Annotated in this window: 11 protein-coding genes; 5 read left to right on the plus strand and 6 right to left on the minus strand. The window is 71.8% G+C overall.

Annotated features, from left to right (window positions below; genetic code table 11):
• The first annotated feature begins 288 nt into the window (after positions 1-288).
• The 3 genes from rph (at position 289) to OHA81_RS29970 (ending at position 9,725) form a co-directional block, all read left to right on the plus strand.
• Positions 289-2,886, plus strand: coding sequence for a rifamycin-inactivating phosphotransferase (gene rph / locus OHA81_RS29960; protein WP_329201090.1), 2,598 nt, complete (start codon positions 289-291; stop codon positions 2,884-2,886).
• A 213-nt stretch (positions 2,887-3,099) separates the two neighbouring features.
• Positions 3,100-9,267 (plus strand): DNRLRE domain-containing protein, encoded by a 6,168-nt coding sequence (locus OHA81_RS29965; RefSeq protein ID WP_329201092.1) that lies wholly within the window; start codon positions 3,100-3,102, stop codon positions 9,265-9,267.
• Complete coding sequence (locus OHA81_RS29970) at positions 9,264-9,725, plus strand: hypothetical protein (RefSeq protein WP_329201093.1); 462 nt, start codon at positions 9,264-9,266, stop codon at positions 9,723-9,725. Before OHA81_RS29965 ends, OHA81_RS29970 begins: the two co-directional genes overlap by 4 nt.
• Before the next feature lie 100 nt (positions 9,726-9,825).
• Here the strand turns inward: OHA81_RS29970 and OHA81_RS29975 are convergent, their stop codons facing one another.
• The 3 genes from OHA81_RS29975 to OHA81_RS29985 form a co-directional block, all read right to left on the minus strand.
• Positions 9,826-10,380: a GNAT family N-acetyltransferase gene (locus tag OHA81_RS29975; protein ID WP_329201095.1), complete on the minus strand. Its 555-nt coding sequence runs from the start codon at positions 10,378-10,380 to the stop codon at positions 9,826-9,828.
• A 103-nt stretch (positions 10,381-10,483) separates the two neighbouring features.
• Positions 10,484-12,943: a CehA/McbA family metallohydrolase gene (locus OHA81_RS29980; protein WP_329201097.1), complete on the minus strand. Its 2,460-nt coding sequence runs from the start codon at positions 12,941-12,943 to the stop codon at positions 10,484-10,486.
• 138 nt (positions 12,944-13,081) lie between these two features.
• The gene (locus OHA81_RS29985; RefSeq protein ID WP_329201099.1) at positions 13,082-13,873 is read right to left on the minus strand and encodes an SDR family NAD(P)-dependent oxidoreductase; all 792 of its coding nucleotides are present in this window, start codon (positions 13,871-13,873) and stop codon (positions 13,082-13,084) included.
• A 140-nt stretch (positions 13,874-14,013) separates the two neighbouring features.
• Between OHA81_RS29985 and OHA81_RS29990 the strand changes: the two genes are divergently transcribed.
• Positions 14,014-14,586 carry a TetR/AcrR family transcriptional regulator gene (locus tag OHA81_RS29990; protein WP_329201100.1) on the plus strand — a complete coding sequence of 191 codons (573 nt, stop codon included), beginning with the start codon at positions 14,014-14,016 and terminating at the stop codon, positions 14,584-14,586.
• A 49-nt stretch (positions 14,587-14,635) separates the two neighbouring features.
• Here OHA81_RS29990 and OHA81_RS29995 read toward each other — a convergent pair whose 3' ends face one another.
• Positions 14,636-14,818, minus strand: a complete 183-nt coding sequence (locus OHA81_RS29995; RefSeq protein ID WP_329201102.1) for a hypothetical protein — start codon at positions 14,816-14,818, stop codon at positions 14,636-14,638.
• A 176-nt stretch (positions 14,819-14,994) separates the two neighbouring features.
• Between OHA81_RS29995 and OHA81_RS30000 the strand changes: the two genes are divergently transcribed.
• Positions 14,995-16,392 (plus strand): alpha/beta hydrolase family protein, encoded by a 1,398-nt coding sequence (locus OHA81_RS30000; protein ID WP_329201103.1) that lies wholly within the window; start codon positions 14,995-14,997, stop codon positions 16,390-16,392.
• Between the two features lie 91 nt (positions 16,393-16,483).
• On the opposite strand, the gene OHA81_RS30005 is transcribed toward OHA81_RS30000, so the two are convergent.
• Together OHA81_RS30005 and OHA81_RS30010 are read right to left on the minus strand one after the other, a co-directional pair.
• Positions 16,484-16,852 carry a hypothetical protein gene (locus tag OHA81_RS30005; protein ID WP_329201104.1) on the minus strand — a complete coding sequence of 123 codons (369 nt, stop codon included), beginning with the start codon at positions 16,850-16,852 and terminating at the stop codon, positions 16,484-16,486.
• Positions 16,853-17,035: 183 nt separating this feature from the next.
• Entirely contained in the window at positions 17,036-17,611 is a 576-nt protein-coding gene (locus OHA81_RS30010; RefSeq protein WP_329201106.1) for an RDD family protein, read from the minus strand.
• Positions 17,612-17,802 lie beyond the last annotated feature (191 nt).

Here is a 17,802-nt window from a genome sequence, read left to right on the forward strand (position 1 = left end):
TAGGTGCGGGGCAGCGGCGGACGCTTCTCGAAAACTGCCCGATCCCCCCCGGCCCGCCCGTCGGTCCCCGCAGTGGACGGCGGCGCGGCCGGGCAAGAAGAACGCGGCCGGGCGAGAAGAACGCGGCCGGGCGAGAAGAACGCGACCGGCAAAAAGAAAAGGCGCGGAGATCGCTCTCCTCGCCATACCCAAGGTATAGCGCACTGGGGGGCTTGCGGCAAGGCCCCCGTCACGGCGCAGAATCATCGGCCTGAGCCACAACCTGCGGAAAATGGGGGCACGACAGCAGTGAACGAGCAGTATGTGCGGGATCTGGAAGAGGTCGACGAGTCGCAGGCCGGGGTCGCCGGCGGCAAGGGCGCGAACCTGGGCGCGCTGCTGCGGATCGAAGGCATCCGCGTGCCCGGTGGCTTCTGCGTGACGACGGACGCCTTCCGGCGCATGATGGCGCTGACTCCGTCGATCGAGGAGCAGCTGGATCAGCTGTCGCGCGTCGACCCGGACGACAGGCAGGCCATCCGCACGCTCAGCGCGCGGATCCGCCGGACCATCGAGGCGATCACCATCCCGGCCGAACTCGCGGCCGCGGTCAGCCGGGCACTCACCCGGCTCGGCGAGCAGGGCGCGTACGCCGTCCGTTCCAGCGCGACGGCGGAGGACCTGCCGACAGCCTCCTTCGCCGGGCAGCAGGACACGTACCTGAACGTCGTCGGGCCGACGGCGGTCCTCGAGCACGTCCGCCGGTGCTGGGCCTCGCTGTTCACCGAGCGGGCCGTGACCTACCGGCAACGGCAAGGGATCGACCACCGTACGGTCCACATGGCCGTGGTCGTGCAGCAGATGGTCTTCCCGCATGCCGCCGGCATCCTGTTCACGGCCGACCCCGTCACCGGCAACCGCAAGGTCGCCACGGTGGACGCCGGCTTCGGCCTCGGCGAGGCCCTGGTCTCCGGCCTGGTGAACCCGGACGTCTTCTCGGTGCGGGACGGCGAGGTCGTCGCCAGGACGATCGCCGCCAAGCAGCGGGCGGTGCACGCCCTGTCGGCCGGCGGCACGCACGAGGTGGCGATCGACCCGCAGCGGCAGGAGCAGCCGGCGCTGACGGATGCGCAGGTCGTGGAACTGGTGCGGCTCGGGCGGCGGATCGAAGCGCACTTCGGCCGCCCGCAGGACATCGAATGGTGCCTGGTGGACGACGGCTTCCGCATCGTTCAGAGCCGGCCCATCACGACGCTGTTCCCCGTCCCCGAAACCGGCGACGAGGAGAACCGCGTCTACGTCTCCGTCGGTCACCAGCAGATGATGACCGACCCGATGAAGCCGCTGGGCCTGTCCCTTTGGCAACTGACGGCCATGGTGCCCATGCACGAGGCCGGCGGAAGGCTGTTCGTCGACGTCACCCGGCGCCTGGGCTCGCCGACGAGCCGCACCGGCCTGCTCGACCTCGTGGGGAGGGGCGACCCTCTGGTCAGGGACGCGCTGGAGACCGTCCTCGACCGTGACGACTTCGTCCCCTCGCTCCCCGACGCGGGTCCCGGCGGCCCGCCGGCCGGCAGTGCGGCCGCGCCGATCGAGACCGACCGGGCGATCGTCACCGAACTGATCGAGCGCAGCGAGACGTCCCTCGCCGCCCTGCGCAGTGACATCCGGACGAAGACCGGACCGGCGCTGTTCGACTTCCTGCTGGAGGCATTCGAAGAGCACAAGCGGATCCTCAGTGATCCGCCGAGCCTCCAGGTGATCATGGCGGGGATGGAAGCCACCTGGTGGCTCAACGACAAGCTGTACGAGTGGCTCGGCGAGCAGAACGCGGCCGACACCCTCACGCTGTCCGCCCCTGACAACGTCACGTCGGAGATGGGACTCGCGCTGCTCGATGTGGCGGACGTGATCCGCCCGTACCCGGAAGTGGTGGCGTTCCTGCAGGGCGTCGAGGACGAGGGCTTCCTCGACGAGTTGGCGAAGCTCCCGGGCGGGCCGCAAGCGTGCGAGGCGATCGAGGCCTACCTCGTCCGGTACGGCATGCGCTGTGCAGGCGAGATCGACATCACGAGGCCCCGCTGGCGCGAGCGCCCGACCACCCTCGTGCCGGCGATCCTCGACAACGTCAGGAACTTCACGCCGGGCGCCGCCGAGCGGCGCTTCGAGGAGGGACGGGAGAAGGCGCAGAAGAAGGCGGAAGAGGTGCTGTCGCGGTTGCGGGCCCTGCCGGACGGGGACCGCAAAGCCCGTGAGGCGAAGCGGATGATCGACCGGGTCCGGACTTTCATCGGGTACCGGGAGTACCCGAAGTACGGCATCGTCAGCCGCTACTTCGTCTACAAGCAGGCGCTGATGGAAGAGGCCGGGCGCCTCGCGCGGGCCGGCGTGCTCGCGCAGGAGGAAGACGTCTTCTACCTCACGTTCCAGGAGTTCCACGAGGTCGTACGCTCACACCGGGTCGATGGCCGGCTCATCCGGCAGCGCAGAGAAGCGTTCCGCTCCTACCACGCGCTCACACCGCCGCGGGTGCTCACATCGGACGGCGAGACCTTCAACGGGGCCTACCGGCGCGACGACGTGCCGACCGGCGCCCTGGCCGGCCTGCCGGTCTCGGCCGGGACCGTCGAAGGCCGGGCCCGCGTCGTCCTCGACATGGCACGAGCCGATCTCGAAGCGGGCGACATCCTGGTCACCACGTTCACGGACCCCAGTTGGACGCCGGTCTTCGTCGGGATCGCGGGACTGGTGACGGAGGTCGGCGGCCTGATGACGCACGGCGCCGTGATCGCCCGGGAGTACGGCTTGCCGGCCGTCGTGGGTGTGGAAGGCGCCACCCGGCTGATCCGGGACGGCCAGCGGATCCGCGTGCACGGAGGGGACGGGTACGTGGAGATCCTGTCCTGAACGCCCGCACGGCGTCCGGCTCCCGGTGCTCCGTCGCCAGCGTGGGGGAAGGGGGAACTAAGAACAGGAATCCAGAAATTCGCTCTGGTTCCAACACAGTTTGATCACAGCGTGGGGCCGCTGTCCCCTCTGTCCGATTGATCGCGATCGCGCGGCGCGTGAAGGCATTAGTTTCCCCTGGTTCCACCCTTGACCAGAGGAGCTACCAGCCAGATGAGTGCACGCCCCCCTGCCACCGCAGGCCGACGCTCCAGGGCCTCGTCGCCATGGATACGCCGGGCCGCGATCGTGGTCTCCATCCTCAGCACAGTGGCGGTGCTGGACGGCCCGGCCGTCGCCGTACCGGCCGCCCGCACCGCCGCCCCCGCCCCCGCGCCCCGCAGCGGCCCCGCCGCCGCGGAAGCCCCCGACGCGCCCTCCGCGTTCCTGATGGCCCGGCTCCAGCACCGCCGCATCGAGATCACCGGTGAGCGGACCGACTCGACCACCACGTACGCCCAGCCGAACGGCACCACCTCGGTGGAGAGCTTCTCGGGCCCGGTGCGCGTGAAGGACGCCAAGGGCGCCTGGCAGTCGATCGACACGCACCTCGTCCAGTCGGGCGGCGTCATCAAGCCCAAGGCCGCCGCGGCGGACGTCGCCCTGTCCGACGGCGGCTCCGGCGAGCCGCTCGTCGAAGTCGGGCGGGGACAGCACTCGCTCGGCATCGGCTGGACGGGCACTTTGCCCAAGCCGGAGCTCAAGGGTTCCACCGCGACGTACAAGAACGCGGTCGCGGGTGGCGGCGACCTGGTGGTCACCGCATTGAAGGAAGGTTTCTCCCACTCGGTCGTCCTTCACGAGCGCCCCAAGGGCCCCGTCGAGTACCGCATACCCGTCCAGGCGAGCGGCCTGCGGCTCACGGAGACCGACGACAAGCGCCTGCGCTGGGAGGACGACAAGAGCCAGGCGAAGGCCACCGCCCCCGCGCCGGTGATGTGGGACTCCTCCTACGACCGGGCCTCGGGCGACGCGGAGCACATCGCTCCCGTCGAGGTGGACGTCGAACAGGCCAAGGACGGCAGGGGCCAGGTCATGGTCCTCAAGCCGAGCCAGGCGTTCCTCAACGACCCCAAGCTCACCTACCCGGTGACGATCGACCCCACCGACTCCCTCATGGGACCGGTCACCGACACCTGGATCCAGTACGACGACTACCTCACCTCCCAGCGCGGTTCGACCGAGCTGAAGTCGGGCACGTACAACGGCGCCGAGAAGGCCCGCTCGTTCTTGAAGTTCAACGTCGACAAGTACAAGGGCAAGCAGATCCTGGACACGGACCTGCGGCTCTACTCCACCTACTCCTCGACCTGCTCGACGGCGAACTCCGGCAACCAGGTCCGACGGATCACCGCCGACTGGGACCCCTCGGCCATCACCTGGGCGAACCAGCCGGCCACCACGGCCACCGGAGCCGTTACCTCCACCGCGGCCAAGGGCTACAACTCCTCCTGCCCCGCCGGCCTGGTCTCCTGGGACGTCGACGCGATCGTCCAGGCCTGGGCCGACGGCCAGCCCAACTACGGTGTGCGGATCGCCGCCGTGGACGAGAGCGACGCGCTGACCTGGCGCCGCTACTACTCGGCCAACCAGACCGACGGCGCGCACAACGCCGCCTACGAGCCCTCGCTCACGGTCAACTACAACACCAAGCCGGGCGCGGCCGTGCCGGTCGCACCGCTGTCGGGTACGTCGACCAACGACACCACCCCCACGCTGACCGCCAAGGCCACCGACGCCGACGGCAACACCGTCCAGCTCTCGTACGAGATCTGGACGTCCACCGGCACCACCGCCCTGCAGAGCGGCAAGTCGGCCTTCACCGCCTCCGGTACCAACGCGCCCTGGACGCCGGCCACCGCGCTGGCTCCGGGCAGCTACAAGTGGCGCGCCACCGTGTCCGACGGCACCACCGCCAACGGCACGTGGTCCGCCTGGCAGTCCTTCACGGTCGACACCACCAAGCCCGCCGGCACCACCGTGTCCTCCACGGCCTTCCCGGCCGGCCAGTGGTCGGGCACCCCGGACGCGGGCGGCGACTTCACCGGCTCGTTCACCTTCACACCGCCCACCGGCGACGTGAAGGACGTGCAGTACAAGCTCGACTCGGGCGCCTGGACCACGGCCGCCACCACCGGCACGGCCGTCACCAAGTCCCTCACCTTCAAGGCCGGGGCGCACACCGTGACCGCCCACACGCGTGACGCGGCCGGCAACGTCTCCGCGGACACGGCCTACGCCTTCAACGCCGGCAAGGGCGCGGCCCTGACCACCCCCGGCGACGGCGAGCGCCCGGCCCGCCGCACCGGCCTGATGGCCCAGGGCGACACGTCCTACACGGGGGTCCGCTACCAGTTCCGCCGCGGTGAGACCGACCAGTGGCTGGACGTGCCCCCCGCCCACGTGCGGGTCAACTCCACCGGCGCCGCGCTCTCCGCCTGGCCGGTCGTGGTCAGCGGCGGCAAGCCCGCCCCGCTGACCTGGGAGATCACCACCACCCTGCCCGAGGACGGGCCGGTGGACGTACGCGCCGTGTTCAGCGGTGCCACCACCACCGAGGCCTCCCCGCAGGTGTCCGTCACCGTCGACCGCGCGGCCGGCGCCGCGCCCTCGCTCCCCGTGGGCCCCGGCTACGTCAACAGCCTGACCGGTGACTTCACCCTCCAGGCCACGGACGCGGACGGCGCGGGCACGGCGGTGACGCGAACCGCCTACTCGCGCGACGGCCACGCCGAGGACGACGGCCAGGTGCAGATCTTCGGACCCGAGTGGGTGTCCGGCGTCTACGCCGAGATCACCGACTCCTCCTACACCGGCCTGCGCAAGACCTCCGGAACCTCCGTCGAAGTCCTGATGGAGGAGGGTGCGATCGGCTTCACCGCCACCTCCGGCGGCGGCTGGAAGCCCGAGGAGGGCGCCGAACAGCTCACCCTGACCGGACAGCTGACCGGGACCTTCACCCTGACGGACGACGACGGCGCCACCACGGTCTTCAAGAAGGTGGACCCGGCCGCCGACACCTGGCAGGTCGACTCCACGAAGCTGCCCACCGACAACACCACCACCCGCGTGGTCTCCGAAAAGGTCCCGGCGGGCATCAAGGTGCTCGCCCGGCCCAAGTACCTCATCGCTCCCAGCACCGCCGCGACCTCGGACGCCTGCGCGGCGGCGCCCGCCACCGCGGGCTGCGAGAGCCTGGAGTTCGTGTACGCCACGGCCACCACGGCGACCGGCTACACCACCGCCGCCGACTTCGGCGACTTCACCGGCCAGGTCAAGGAGATCCGCCGGTGGTCCACGGCCCCCGGTGCCACCGCGGCCACCAGCCAGGCCGTCTCGACGTACCGCTACGACAAGGACGGCCGGCTGCGCCAGCAGTGGGACCCGCGCCTGTCGCAGGCCACGCAGGTGCAGTACTCCTACGACACGGGCAACCGGGTCTACTGGATGATGCCGGGCACCGAGCTCCCGTGGACCTTCACCTACGGAAAGGCCGGTACCTCGGCGGCCGCAGGTGACGGCATGCTCCTCAAGGCGTCCCGCCCGTCGCTGGCGCAGGGCTCGAAGACGGTGACCGACGGCGGTTCCCTCACCAACTCCGTCGTCTACAACGTGCCGCTGACGGGTGCGAACGCTCCCTACAAGCTGGGCGCCGCCGACGTCGCCGCCTGGGGGCAGACCGACGCCCCCACCGACGCCACCGCGGTGTTCCCGCCCGACGCCGTGCCCGCCGGGAACGACGGCTCGGCACTGACGGCCGCCGCCTACAAGCGTGCCGCGGTCACCTACGTCAACGCCTCCGGACGCGAGGTCAACACGGCCCAGCCCGGCGGCCACATCTCCACCACCGGCTACAACGCCGACGGCGCCGTCGTGTACACGCTGTCGTCCGCCAACCGGGAACTGGCCCTCGCCACCTCCGGCCCGGCCCTCGACCGGCTCGCGGACCTCGGCATCGCCGCCGCCGGCACCGCCGAGCGTGCCGCGCTGCTCGCCGAGACCAAGGAGTACAGCGCGGACGGGCTCCGACTGCTGCACTCCTACGGTCCGCTGCACCAGGTGGAACTCGAACAGGGCGCCGCCGACCTGCCCGCAGGCAGCGAGGTCCCGGCCCGCCTGCACACCGCCACCGCCTACGACGAGGGCCGGCCCGCCGACGCCCCCGTCAGCGGCCAGCCCACGACCGTGACGACCGGTGCCTTCGTGCCCGGCCGCGCGGGCGGTGACCTCGACACCCGCACCAGTACCACGACGTACGACTGGGCCAAGGGCCTGCCCCTCAAGGCGGCCGAGGACCCGGCGGGTCTGAACCTCGTCACCACCACCGCGTACGACGCCCAGGGCCGTGTGGTCTCCACGACGCTGCCCAAGGGCGGCGCCGCGGCCACCCGGGTGACCTCGTACTACACGGCCGCCGGTACCGGCAGTTGCGGGGGCCGCCCCGAGTGGGCGGACAAGGTCTGCTCCGAGGGCCCGGCCGACCCGGCCGTCGGCACCACCTCGGTGTACGAGTACGACGCCCACGGCGAGATCTCCAAGACGACCGAGAAGGCCGGCTCGGAGGTCCGTACCACGCAGGTCACCCGCGACGACGCCGGACGCGTCACCCGGACCGCCGTCGCCGGCGGCCCCGGCACCGCCGTGCCCGAGACGGTCCGTGCGTACGACCCGGTGAACGGCAAGCTGACCAGCGTCACCGCGGGCGGCAAGACGGCCGTGTACGGCTACGACGCCCTCGGCCGCCAGGTCTCCTACGACGACGGCGCCGGCAACGTCACGACCACCGAGTACGACCCGCTGGGACGGATGGTGAAGGTCGCCGACTCCGCGCCCTCGACGGTCACGTACGCCTACGACACGGCCAAGGAGCCGCGCGGACTGCCCACCTCCCTCACCGACTCGGTGGCCGGCACCTTCGGCGCCACCTACGACGCCTCCGGTGAGGTCGCGAACGAGACCCTGCCCGGCGGCTACACCCTGAGCACGGTCACCGACGAGACCGGATTCACCACGTCCCGCGCCTACACCCGCGACACGGACGGTGCGGCGCTGCTCACCGACGTGGCCGTACCGACGGTCCACGGCCAGACCGGCTCCGGTGCCCGCAGCGCGGGCGCCAGCACCGGCCAGAGCTTCCGCTACGACCGCAGCGGCCGGCTCACCGACGTCGACGAGTCCGGCGCGTACGGGCAGCAGCACCGGACGTACGGCTTCGACGCCGACTCCAACCGCACGCGTCTGGTCTCGACCCGGGACCAGGACGGCGCGCCGGTGTCCACGACGACCGACTACACGTACGACGCCTCGGACCGGCTGACCGGCACGGGCATCTCGTACGACGCCTTCGGGCGCACCCTCACCAAGCCGGGCACGGTCTTCGCGTACTACGCCAACGACCTGGTCCGCCAGCAGACGTCGGGCGGTCACCGCCAGACGTGGAACCTCGACGCACAGGGCCGCCTGGGCTCCTGGACCGCCGAGACCCTCGACGCCCAGGGCGCCGTCACGGCGTCGGTGAACTCCGTCAACCACTACCGGGACGCGTCGGACAACCCGACCTGGACCGTGGAGGACGTCACCGCGAACCTGCGCAGCCGCAACGTCACCAGCCTCTCCGGAGAGCTGGCCGCCGTCACCGGAACCGCGGGCGACACCGTGCTCCAGTTCACCGACCTGCACGGCGACGCGGGCGTCGCGCTGCCGCTCGACCCGCAGAAGCCGCTGTCGGTGGCCGACACGGACGAGTACGGCAACGTCCGCGAGGGAAGCGCGTCGGCGCGCTACAACTGGCTCGCGGCGCAGCAGCGGGACTCGGGCACCCCGGCGGGGGTCGTCCTGATGGGCGTACGCCAGTACGACCCCTCCACCGGCCGTTTCCTGTCGGTGGACCCGGTGTACGGCGGCAACGCCAACCCGTACGAGTACTGCTCGGGTGACGGTGTCAACTGCACCGACCTGACCGGTCAGTACGGGGCCAACAGGTGGGGCTGCGGCGCCTTCGTGGACTACCCGCACCCCTCGCACACCGTCCACGGCCGCATCAACGTGCACGCCGACCTCAAGTGCAAGAAGAAGGTGCCCAGCTTCTCCATCCACATCACGCTCTACCGGTCCCGCTGGTACGGCTGGGAGAAGATGGACACCGGCTACGAGTCCGGCAGCAACAAGTACAAGGCCCGCGCGGTGGCCAACTGGGCGCCGCACGGACACTGCTACTACTACAAGGGAGTGGGCGATTTCATGATCGCGAGCGGCCCGCACGGCTCGGGGCACCGGATCTACGGCACCGTCTACAACTACGACAAGCACTACCTGCAGGGCAAGAGCGAGATGTGCGTGTGACGGACCTCCCGCGGACCGTGTGCCTGCTGCACTGGCACGGTGAGCCCCCCTACGGGCTGACCGTGCTGGGCGTGCCCGCGGACCGCCTGCACGAGGCGGAGGAGGCGGCGGGGACGGCCCTGGCCGGCCTGCACCTCCCCGCCTCGTGGCAGGACGCGGAACCGGGGCTGCGCCGGAGCGTGGTCGCCGCGTGCCGGCCGGTACCGGCCGCCCGCCTGTGGCACGTCACGGACGACCGGCCCGGCACCGGCCCGGGCCGCGCCCGGCGGGACTGCCTGCGGGCGTTCGCCGACGAGTGGCCCGGGGCCGAGCCGGTCGCGGACCAGGACCGGCTGCCGGGCCTGGACGCCCTGCTACGGCTGACGGCGCTGGTGTGCCGGATGCCGCCGGAGGTCTGGCTCGGTGCCGAGGAGGACCTGCTGGACATCTACGACACGTACACGGTGGGAGGCCTGTGAGCCGGCCGCCTGACCACGAGAGCCGCCCCCGGCCGGATCCCCGGCCGGGGGCGGCTCTCGTTGCCGGCCGCCCCACTGCCCCGCGCGGCCGGCAACGGTCTCAGGCCGCGGCCCCCGGCTTCGCGCCCGGATTCCAGTCGTGGGCGAGGAGCCCGAGCAGCACCTCGTCCAGGAACTCGCCCATCACCCAGGCCGATGAGCGCAGCACGCCCTCCCGGACGAAACCGTTGCGCTCGGCGGAGCGCAGCATCGCGGTGTTGTCCGCCAGCGTCTCGATCTGCAGCCGCTGCAGGCCGCGCACCACGAATCCGTAGTGGCACAGCACCGCCACCACGTCGGTGCCGTAGCCCTTGCCGCGGCAGGACGGCAGCAGCCCCAGCCCGATGTGCGCGGACCGGTTGTGGTTGTCGATGCCCCACAGCACCGCGGACCCGACCAGCGTCCCGGTTTCCCGCTCCACTACGGAGAACCGGACGTGCCCCTGCTCCTCGTCGTCCACGACGAGCCGCGGATCCTTCGAGCCCGGCGTGATCGGCCGCCACGGCCCGTGCTCGGACCGGGAGGAGTTGACCACGTCGTTGTAGAGCTCGGTCCGCAGGACCGGCAGGTCTTCCTCGTGCCGGGCCCTGAGCCCGACCTTGCCGCCTCTCAACATGCGGGCTTCCTATCGGGCCGGACGGGCCGGCGGCAAACCATTTACCGGGCTCGAGGGCAGTCCCGCGCTCCCCGGCTGACCCGCCGCGGCTCCGGGACAGCCCTCAACCGGCGCTGACCGCCGTCACGTGGGTCGTACCGTCGCGGAGCGAAGCGATGCGGACCTGCCCCGCGGGGAAGGAGTCACGGCCGTTCGGACCGGGGACCTGCGCGAACGGCGTCCAGGAGCCGTCCGGCCTCCTCACGTCGTGCCAGATCCGCCCGTCGAGCCCCACCGCAACGACCTGGGCGCAGCCGTCCGGGGTCCCCGCGATCGCGAGGGCGCTGGCTCCCATGGTGGGCGTGGTGACGCCCCGCGGCGGCCGGAATCCGGTCCAGGAGCCGTCGGGCCGCCGCTGCTGGTGGTACACGATCCCGTCGAGCCCGATCGCGAGGACCTGGGAGGACCCGTCGGGCATCCCCGCGATCGCCAGGGCGGGACCCGAGAACGTCGCGGCCCCGTTGTAGCCGGCCAGACGGCCCCAGGCCGTCCACGTGCCGTCCCGCCCGCGGACGCAGTGGTACATGGCTCCGTCGGTGCCGTAGCTGAGCAACTGCGCGGACCCGTCGGGCATGGCGGTGATCGACACCCTCGTCGCCCCCCACCGGCTCCCCGCGGTGAACCCGGGCACGGCCCGGAAGCCGGTCAGGGCGCCGTCGGCGCGCCGCTGCTGGTGGAAGGTGGTGCCGTCCAGGGCCGTCGCCACGATCTGGCAGGTCCCGTCGGGGAACGCGGCGATGTCCGCCTCCCGGACGGTGAAACCGCTCGCGCCGTCCGGCCCCGCGACGCGCTGCCAGGACCGGAGCGTGGCCGAACCCCGTACGACGGTCAGCCACAGGCCGTTGTCGGGCGCGATGCCGAGCACCACGACGGAGCCGTCCGCCATGCCGGCCACGGCGCTCTGCACCGCCGCGAAGGACGCGGCGCCGGCGCCGGCCCCCGGCAGCGGGCGCATGCCGCTCCACGATCCGTCGGGGCGGCGCTCGGTGTGGAACAGCGCGCGCTGTTCGACGTCGTACGGGGGCAGCTGCGCCGAGTAGAACCAGACGGGGTTGGTGAGGGCCACCAGTTGGTCCAGCGTGGTGGAGGCGGGCTTGGGCCGGCGCACCTCGGCCCGGGCGAACAGGGAGGCCTTGCCCCAGCCGCGCCAGCGCAACCGACCCGTGCCACTGGAGTCGATACAGGTGGCGGCCATGATGCCCCACTCGGTGTACAGGGTGGCGATGCTGTCCGGGGCGCCCGTCACGTCCAGGGTCACGTCGACGGTGTCGAAGAACGACAGGGGCAGTTCCTCGCCGGGTCCCGCCACCGCCGAGCCGGTGCGGGCGGTGAAGTCCACGGTGACGGCGGCGGATTCGACGGCGTACGACCTGCCCTGCCGCAGCGCGTCCAGCACGGCGGGCGTGGAAAGGCTGCTCGCGTACACCACGTTGTGCGGCCGGCCGACGGCGTCCGCGGGGCTGTGGGCGTCGCTGTTGCCCACGGCCGCGACGCGTTTGCCGAGGCAGAGCATGACGTGCCAGGCCGCGATGTTGGCCGCGTCGTCCAGCGTCCACGGCCCGTTCCACACCTCCAGCGCGTCCACGCGGTCGAGCCCGAATTCCCAGAAGGAGCCTGCTGCCGGAGTGAGCGGGTGGGCGGCGATCGTGAGTCCGCCGAGGCTGTGCACGCGCCGGGCGTGGCTCTCGAACGCCCCTTGGTCCGCCGGGCCGTAGCGCCAGTCGACCCATTCTCCCTGGGGCAGGCCGACGGCCAGCCAGTGCCCGTGGCGGGTGGTGACCTCCTCGGCGTTGACGACCAGCAGGTCCGTCGGGACGTTGCCGTGCCAACTCATGCCGGTGGAACTGGTGTTGTGGTCGGAGGTGGCGATGAAGTGCAGCCCCTCCCGGCGGGCGGCCACGACTATCTCGTCCACCGTGCGCTTCCCGTCGGAGTGCACGCTGTGCAGGTGCAGGTCGCCCCGGTACCAGCCCGGCCCGCGCCCTGCCAGCGAGGCGGGCAGGATGTCGTACGGGGCCTGGGGCAGCGGGTCCCCGAAATGCAGGGTGACGTCGACCTGCCAGGTCATGCCGCCGTCGGCGCCGACCATCGGCCCCAGGATGACCGACCAGCTGCCGGGCTCGACCGGTCCGGGCAGGTAGCCGGGGGTGGCGTCCGCCGCGGAGAGGGTGAAGCCGGCCCGCTCCCCTCCGGACCAGCCGCGGAAGCGGGACGGGCCGAAGATGCCGAGGTCCAGGATGCCGGCGGCGGCGTCGTGGGAGGTGTCGACGGAGATCCGCTGCACCCCCGCGGGGACGTCGAAGGCGACGTACGCCCACTGGTCGTTGCCCTTGGGGGAACGGCCCTGGTAGGTCGTGGTCACGGTGTCGGTCCCCCCGCCCCTGGTCGAGGCGTGCGCGATCTGTGCGGGGACCAGCGCGGCGGCCCCGCCCGCGGCCAGCAGCGCCCCCAATCGCAGCAGGGACCGGCGCTCGATGACCGGGCCGGGGCCGGTGCCGGCAGGGGGGAGGTGTTCACTCGACACGGCGGTGCTCTCCGTTCACACGAGGCGGAAAGGGAAGGCGTGCGGGTGTACGGGTGCGGGCCCGGCCGGAGCCGGGCAGGGGTGGGGGAGGGGGGACGAGCCGGCGGTCCCGCCGTGCGGGGCCGTGACCGCCGGCCTTCAACGGTGTGAGCGCTGGGCTTCGACGATCTGTCGCACGGAGCCGTCGAAGTCCACCCGGGCCTGGACCCGTTCGGCGAAACCGGGGAACTGCCCGGCGATGGCGCTCAGCAGCCGCAGCTCCAGCGGGGCCACGTTGACCTCGCACCGGTCGCGGTGGACGGCCTGTACGACGCCGTCGGCGACCTGGCCCGGCGTGACGGTCCTGAGGCCCTTGGGCGGAGCGGCGCCGGTGGCCGCGGACATCCCGGCGTCGCGGACGAATCCGGGCTGTACCAGCGACACGCCCACACCGGTGCCCCGGAGTTCCTGGCGCAGGGCGAGGGCGAATCCGCGCAGCCCGAATTTCGTCGCGTTGTACAGGGAGGTCGATTTGGTCGCCGCCTTGCCGGACATGGAACCGACCAGCACGATGTGGCCGCGGCCGCGTGCCACCATGTGCGCCGAGAGCAGCCGGGACAGCAGGACGGGTGCGCGCAGGTTGACGTCGAGTGCGCGGTCGAGCTGTTCCTCGGTGTAGTCCGCGAGGTCGCCGCTGGCGGGCAGGGCGGCGTTCGCGACGAGGACGTCCGTCCCGGCGCAGGTCTCGGCGAGGCGGACCACGTCGGACCGGACGGCCAGGTCGGCGACCGCGGTGCCGGCCCCCCAGGCATCCGCGGCGGTCTTGAGGGCCTCCCGGCGACGCCCGCTGACGGTGAGTCGGGCGCCCTGCGCCGTCAGGCGCGCGGCCAGGGCGGAACCGATACCTCCGGTGGCCCCCGTGAGCAGAACGTTCGACCCGGATATGTCCACGATCACTCCTGTGCGGCGGCCTCTACTGTTCGTTCGAACGAACAGTAGGGACTGCCCCGTCCGCTGTCCACACCCCGGACGGCCCCGACTTCCCCGCTCCGCCCGGGCGCCGGTTTCAGCCGATGGGGCAGAATGCCGTCATGCCCCATGCCTCCGACACACGCCAGCGCATCATCGACGCCGTACTACGGATCATCGGGCAGGACGGCATCGCCGCCGTCACCAACCGTCGGATCGCGAAGGAAGCCGGAGTCTCCCTCGGTTCCGTCACCTATCACTTCGCCACCCAGCACGAGCTGTTGCGCGAGAGCCTGCTGCACTTCGTGGCCGAGGAGACCCGGCACTTCACGACCCTCGCCGACGAGTGCACCGACGAGCGCTTCGACATCGGGCAGGCGGCCGGGGTGGTCGCCCAAGTCGCGGGCGGGAACGCCTTCGACAGCCGCCACATCGCGCCCTTCGAGCTGTACGTCCAGGCCGGCCGCGACGAACGGCTCCGTGCCGCCGCGGCCGAGTGCTTCGCCGCCTACGACCTGCTGGCCGCCCGGATCCTGACCCAACTCGGCGTGCCGGACCCCCAGCGCCTGGCCGGCGTGGCCGTCGCCCTGGTCTTCGGGCAGCAGCTGCGCCGCCTGGCCACCGGCGCCCCGGCCGAGGACCTCGTCGACACCCTGCTCGTCCTCATGCGGTTCGCTCCGACGCAGACCCCGTAGAGCCCTGACGGGGCCGCGTTCCGGCCGGTCCGGCTCGCGTGGTGTCGTATCAGAGCCCGGAGGAGGCTCCGGGCTGCTCGCCGATGACGACGAGGAACGCGTCCCGTTCCAGGTCCATCACCACCCGCGCCGGCTCACCCCGCGCGCACCGCTCGGCAGCGGCCTCCTCGGCGGGCCAGCTGCCCCGCGGCCCGCCTGCGGGGAAATGGTCGACCACCCTAGCGCTCGTCATGTCCAGCACCTCCAGCGTCGAAGAGCCTGTCGAGCGGGTGCCCCGACGGGGGACGGACATGCGCGTCCCGGCGGCACCCCCCGGCCGCCGGCGCGCACCCCCACCGCGGGCGGCGCATCCGCCGTTCGGACCAGGCGGGAGGTCGGCGCTGCGGATCGTCGCTAGGTTCGGACGGTATGAAGCGCGTACCGAACGACCCCGGGCCCACGCGGCGCGCCCTGCTCACCGTCGGAACCGGGGCGGTGCTGGCCGCGGGATGCGCCCCCGCCGGCGCACCCGCCGCGCCGGGCCCCAGCCCCAGCGGCCCGGCGTCACCCGGCCGGCCAACCGGCGGCCCCACCCCCGGCGTGATGACGCTCTTCCAGGACCCGGCGTACAACTTCAACGGCCTCTTGGCCCTCGGTGGTGCCGGCGCCGGCAGCAGCGAGGTGGGCGAGGTGCTCACCGCCGTGAACGCGATCAACGGGGCCGGCCTGTCCGCGCAGACGTACGTCGACACCTTCCGCAAGCTCGGCGACCAGCTCCTCAAGGCGCCCCCGGGAGCACCGGCCGACGGTCAGACCAAACGGTTCAGGGCACTGCGTGCCGCCCAGTACTACGGCCAGGCGCTGTTCTTCGTCCTCGGCTCCGACGCCCCGGGCAGCGAGGAACAGCTCTACAAGTCCGGGCGCGACGCCTGGGACACCTTCTGCGACCTGTGTGAGCCGGCCGCGGTCAAGGCGACCGTCCCCTACGGCAGCACGCCGCTGCCGGTGTGGTTCTTCCGGCCCGACGAGGCGAAGACCCCCCGTCCCACCGTCATCCTGACGAACGGCAGCGACGGCCAGAACGTGGACATGTGGACCTACGGCGTGCCGGCGGCGCTCGCACGCGGCTGGAACGCGCTCGTCTACGACGGTCCGGGCCAGGGGCAGTTGCTCTTCGTCGACCGCGTGGTGTTCACCCCCACCTGGGAGAAGGTCGTCAGCCCCCTCGTCGACTGGTTGTCGGCCCGCCCGGACGTGGACCCCCGCAAGATCGCCCTGACCGGTCTGAGCATGGCGGGTGATCTGGCCCCTCGCGCGGCGGCCTTCGAGGAGCGGATCGCGGCGCTGGTGGCCATGCCGGGCTGCATCGAGCCCTGGCTCGGCTTCCCTGCCGAGATCCGCAAGATCCTCACTCCGGGCAAGGAGCAGACGAACGACATCTGGAACAAGGAGGTCGTGCCCGAACTGCCTCCGGCCGCGGCCGCGGTCATGAAGAAGCGCTTCGAACCCTTCTCCGTGCCGGCCATGCTGGAAGCCCGTCAGGGCAAGCTGTTCACGGACTTCTACACCCCGGCCACCCGCATCCGTGCCCTGGCGATCACCGATGTCGTCGGCCGCATCAAGGCACCCACCCTCGTACTGGACTACGACGACGAGCAGTTCTACCCCGGCCAGCCGCGCCGGCTGTACGACATGCTCACCGGGCCCAAGGACTACGTGAAGCTGACGGCGGCCGAGGGCGCACAGCTCCACTGCTCCCCGATGGCTCCGCAACTGCACTGCGAAGTCGTCTTCGACTGGCTCCAGCACACCTTGTCGGGAAGCTGAACGGCCGGCGGAGACCGGCACGAGGGCGCGGCCGGGCGCTGACGAACGCTCCCGGGCGATGTCCGGGCGATGGATCGCCCGGACAGGCGCCCTAGGCCGACCTGCGGCGCAGGGCCCGGCGGACCCCGTACAGGACGACGAGCAGCACGACGACGATGACCACGACGATCAGGAGCTTCTTGAAGAGCCCGCCCTTCTTCTTCTTGCTCTTCTTGCTCTTCTTGTTCCCCGTGACGGCCTTGGCCTGGGTGGACGTCGGCGCCGCGTGGAGAGCGGTCGCCACGTTGGCGCCCGCGGGGAGGCCGCGCTGCGCGAGTGCCGCCGCGGCCGGAGCCTGCCGGGCGGTCGGCACGGCCGCCGTGGCCACTGCCGCGGGGCCCAGCAGCAGCCCTGCCACTACGAAGAGCGGTATGAGTGCCGCCGCTACGGGATGCTTGTGCCGATTGCTGTTCTTTGTCACAGTTTCCCCTGTTCGCCGACCCTGATCCGGCCCGGTGGAATCCGGACCGTCGGGCCTTGGAGCATCGTCGGCGAAGCACACCGGCTGCGCAACGCCGTCGGGCGGGCGGCTCACCCCGCGAAGGGGGGCCGGAACAGAGCGCCACCCCCGGGGGGCGGCCTGCGCCGTCAGTCCGGGCGCCGCTCAGCGTACGACGGCCATGGTGTCGGCGACCTTGTCGTGCAGGCACTGCTGGTAGGGCCTGTCCCAGCAGCACCACAGCGGGTTGAGGAATCCGAGCACGGGTACGAAGACGGCCACCAGCCAGAACGCCTCACGCCCGGCGGCGCGCCAGAACCCCACCGGGGCCGCGGTCTCCCGGCGCACGACGCGGATCCCGCAGATGCGCTTGCCCAGCGTGGACCCGAACTTCCACACCGGCAGGGCGAAGTACAGGACGAAGGAGATGGCGAGCCAGGCTATGAGCAGGGCCACGGCGGGGGCGCCGCCGTCCGCGTCGATCCACATCATCACGGGGATGGCCAGGGCGAAGTACCCGATGTACCAGAAGATCACGTCGAGCACCCGGGCACCGAACCGGGCACCGATGTGTGCCAGGCCGGCCGGCACTCCGTAGGCGGGGCCCGCGGGCACCGAGCCGGGCGCCGGATACCCGTACGCCTGGCCGTGGGACGGCTGGAACTGCGGCAGGGGGGCGGACCGGTGCGGTCCGGCGGGGGAGGGCTGGGGGTGCTGCGGGTGCTGCGGGGGGATCGACATGGTGCCTTCCTGGTGGGGAGCCGTCTGTATGGCGCATCGGTCATCCTATTGACCTCACTTGGGCCGGTTGGGGCGGCTTCGACGAGCGACCGCCGACTTACCGGAGACGGGGGCCCTTGGGCCCGCAGGGCAGAAAATTTTGTTGAATCTGGCCCAATTGGCCGGAAAACTTGGTCGATTTGGTGACAACC

The organism is Streptomyces sp. NBC_00667 (assembly GCF_036226825.1).
Classification (GTDB): domain Bacteria; phylum Actinomycetota; class Actinomycetes; order Streptomycetales; family Streptomycetaceae; genus Streptomyces.